Raw genomic sequence first — 3499 nt, forward strand, 5'->3', positions numbered from 1 at the left:
ACATTGCATAGAGCTAATTTCTGTTTTCTTACACTTGGTACAGCTTGGGTATATATCTATAATAGTACTGATAGAATAGTAGCTAACTGCCATAAACTTCCTCAACAACATTTTTCTAAAAGGCTTCTATCGATGGAAGAAATAGGAGAGAGTCTTACTCGTATAGCTCAATTGCTAAAGCAAATTAATCCTTCAATACACTTAGTTATTACTATTTCTCCTGTACGGCATATTAAAGATGGTTTTTTAGAAAACCAAGTAAGTAAGTCGCAACTTTTCTCGGCGCTTTATCCTCTAATTACTTCTGGTTATTATACTTATTTTCCAGCTTATGAGTTGCTTTTAGATGAACTTCGTGACTATCGATTTTATGCTAATGATATGGTGCATCCTTCAGAAATGGCAATAAATTATATATGGGAGCGCTTGGTGGCTAGTTATATAGATACAGCTACTCAAATGGATATGAAGCAAGCAGAAAGTATTCAAAAGGCCCTTCTACATCGTCCGTTTAACCCTGATACAGAAAAACATCAGCAATTTTTAATACAATTGCAACAAAAAATGGAGGTATTTACTATGAAATACCCCCATATTAAATTTTAGGGAATAGAGTTAAGATAATAATTTATTCAGCAACTAATCTGTAAGAATAACTATAAGGTCTATACAAATACAATAAATATTGTTCCATAGGTAGATTGCCCCAACTATTATCTCCTCCAAGACCTAATTGTTGTAAATCAATGTCTAAATGAGTGTTTTTGCTTAGAGTAAGTTCACCTGAATGTGTTTGTCCTTTTTCAATACCAGGGAATAATTGCTCAGGGGTATAAGGCAAAGCATTTACATTTAGCAACTTGTCAGTGCTATATATAGCAAGAGTAACACCTTTCTTCATTAGTTTTGCCCAGCGCACCTCTGTTTTATTTCCTGTTTCTTGTGGACGTACATAAGGATGTGCTTGCGCTTCAATACTTCCTTCATATAGTCCTATTAAAGAAGAGGTTTTTCTATCTTGGTAACTTTCCCACGGACCTCTTCCATACCATTGAATGCGTTCAAAAGGCAATAGAGTAAGGTGATTCCCAATTTTAAAGGTAAGTGTTTTATCATCTTTTAAAGGCTTAAAAGTATTGCTTACTATTACGAAAGGTTTTCCATTAAAAAGCAACTCTTGTTTGTATGCTATACTTCCATCTACTAATTGTTTTTGAATGGTTACCTTTACTTGTTCTGAAGGTAGAGTCTCAACACTAACTTTTATTTCTTTTGCTTTACTATCAGCGTTTTGTAAATGTTGTAATTTCTTAGGAAGCCCAGCACCAAAGTCGTTATCAGTACCTGGTCGCCATAAGTTTACTTCTAAACCTTCAGCAGCAAAAAGTTCTTCTTTTTTTATTTTGAAAGAAGTCCATTTACCTGTTGTTTTATCAATTTTAGCACTGAAATTCTTGTTTGTTAGCAAGATATAAGTAGATGTTTCTTCTATATTAATAGGAGTGCTATCCTCCTCTACTTTTGCTGGCTGATAGCTTGTCAAAGGAAACTCAGCAAAGGCTAATTCAGTTCCTTTTTTTAATAATCCCTCATCTTCTTTCAAAGTAGCAATATATTGTAGTATATACTCGGCTTGTTTATCTACCAATAAGTTGGGCATTATAATAGTAGCTTCAGTTTGAGGCAAAACTACAAGGTCGGTGATACTACCCTTTTGTACTTCTTTACCCTCTTTTAGTAACTTCCATTGTATTTCATAATTTGACAAATCCTTGAAAAAGTGCTTATTACGCAGGGTAAGTAAATTATTTTTGTACTGAAATCCTATTTCTTGTTGTACCTTTCGTACTTCGTAAGAATGTGGGTGTAAACTTCTATCAGAAGCTATAACTCCATTGATAAGAAAGTTGTTGTCGCTTGGGGTATCTTTATCCCCATAATCTCCTCCATATGTCAGTATTTTCTTCCCGTTAGGTAGTGTTTTATATATACCTTGGTCTACGAAATCCCATATAAAACCGCCTTGTAGCTTAGGATAATGCTCATAAACGTCCCAATATTCTTGGAAGTTTCCTAAACTATTGCCCATAGCGTGTGCATACTCACATTGTAAGAAAGGTTTTTGATGATGACTCAAAGCATACTCTAATAGGAAAGGAATACGTCTGTACATACGCGATTCAATATCGGTATTCCAATCGTAATGAGCTAACTCATAATGGATAGGACGAGTAGGGTCTAACCCTTTCATCATTCTGTAGCCTTTATAGAAATTCCATCCATTGCCAGCTTCATTGCCCATACTCCAAATGATAATAGAAGGGTGGTTTTTGTCACGCATCACCATTCGTTGCATTCTCAATAGGTGGGCATATTCCCATTTGGTATCGTTAGCAAGTGTTTTATCCACTTCGTAATGCATTCCGTGGCTTTCTACATTAGCCTCATCCATTACATAAAGTCCGTATTGGTCGCATAGGTCATAGAAATAAGGATCATCAGGATAATGACAAGTACGTACTGCATTAAAGTTGAGTGCTTTCATTAGCATTACATCTTTTTCCATACTCTCCCTCGATATTACTTGACCTGTATAAGGATCAGTTTCGTGTCGGTTTACACCTTTTATCAAGATGCGTTTCCCATTTACTAATAAGTTAGCTCCTATTATTTCTACAGTTCTAAAACCTATAGGACGACTGATGACTTCTTTTACTTTGCCTTCAGCATCGTATAACACCATTTGTAACCTATATAAGTGGGGCAACTCTGCACTCCACGCTTTCACTTGTGGAAAGTCTGCTTGAAATTGTAACTCTGTTTTGCCAAAAGCTCTTTTTAAGGCTGTAGTATTTTTCTTCTCCTGATAAAGTAGCTTATCTTTGTAGTATACAGATAGTTCCGCTTGATATTTTGATTTATCTTGAATGGTTTCATTCCACACCTCTACCGAAGCAATGAGTCGCCCATCAGCGTAATTATTGCTTAAGGTTGATTGTATATTAAGGTCATAAAAGTGTGTTTTAGGGCGCATATATAGGTAGCAATCACGTGAAATACCCGAAAAACGCCACATATCTTGACACTCTAAGTAACTAGCATCCGTCCATCGTCTTACCTCCATAGCTATAAGGTTCTTTCCTGAGGTCAGATAAGGTGTAATATCAAACTCTGAAGCTAACTTACTGTCTTTGCCAACACCTACAAAAGTACCATTGATATAGAGTTTAAATGCTGATTTTACAGCTCCTAAATGTAGGTAAACCTTTTCATCTTTCCAAGTAGAGGGTAGCTCAAATACTTTGCGATATGCACCTGCATTTTGAGCTAAATCATCAGGAATATCAGGAGGAGTGGGATTTTTTTGGTTAAACTCATATGAAGCATTTACGTAAATAGGAATGCCATAACCTTTCATTTCCCAATTGGCAGGTACAGTTATTTTATCCCATTTTTCTTCCTTGTAATCTTTCTTATAGAACTCTTTAGGAAGTTGCTT

2 protein-coding genes are annotated in these 3499 nt (G+C 35.6%); one reads left to right on the top strand and one right to left on the bottom strand.

Going from position 1 to position 3499, the window contains the following annotated elements; all coding sequences use genetic code 11:
- Positions 1-606: GSCFA domain-containing protein (locus tag HMPREF9074_RS05305; protein ID WP_034539903.1), on the top strand; the 606-nt coding region annotated here is incomplete at its 5' end.
- A 22-nt stretch (positions 607-628) separates the two neighbouring features.
- Here the strand turns inward: HMPREF9074_RS05305 and HMPREF9074_RS05310 are convergent.
- Positions 629-3499: glycoside hydrolase family 2 TIM barrel-domain containing protein (locus HMPREF9074_RS05310; protein WP_034539905.1), on the bottom strand; the 2871-nt coding region annotated here is incomplete at its 5' end.

Source organism: Capnocytophaga sp. oral taxon 329 str. F0087 (genome assembly GCF_000213295.2).
Lineage (GTDB): Bacteria > Bacteroidota > Bacteroidia > Flavobacteriales > Flavobacteriaceae > Capnocytophaga > Capnocytophaga leadbetteri_A.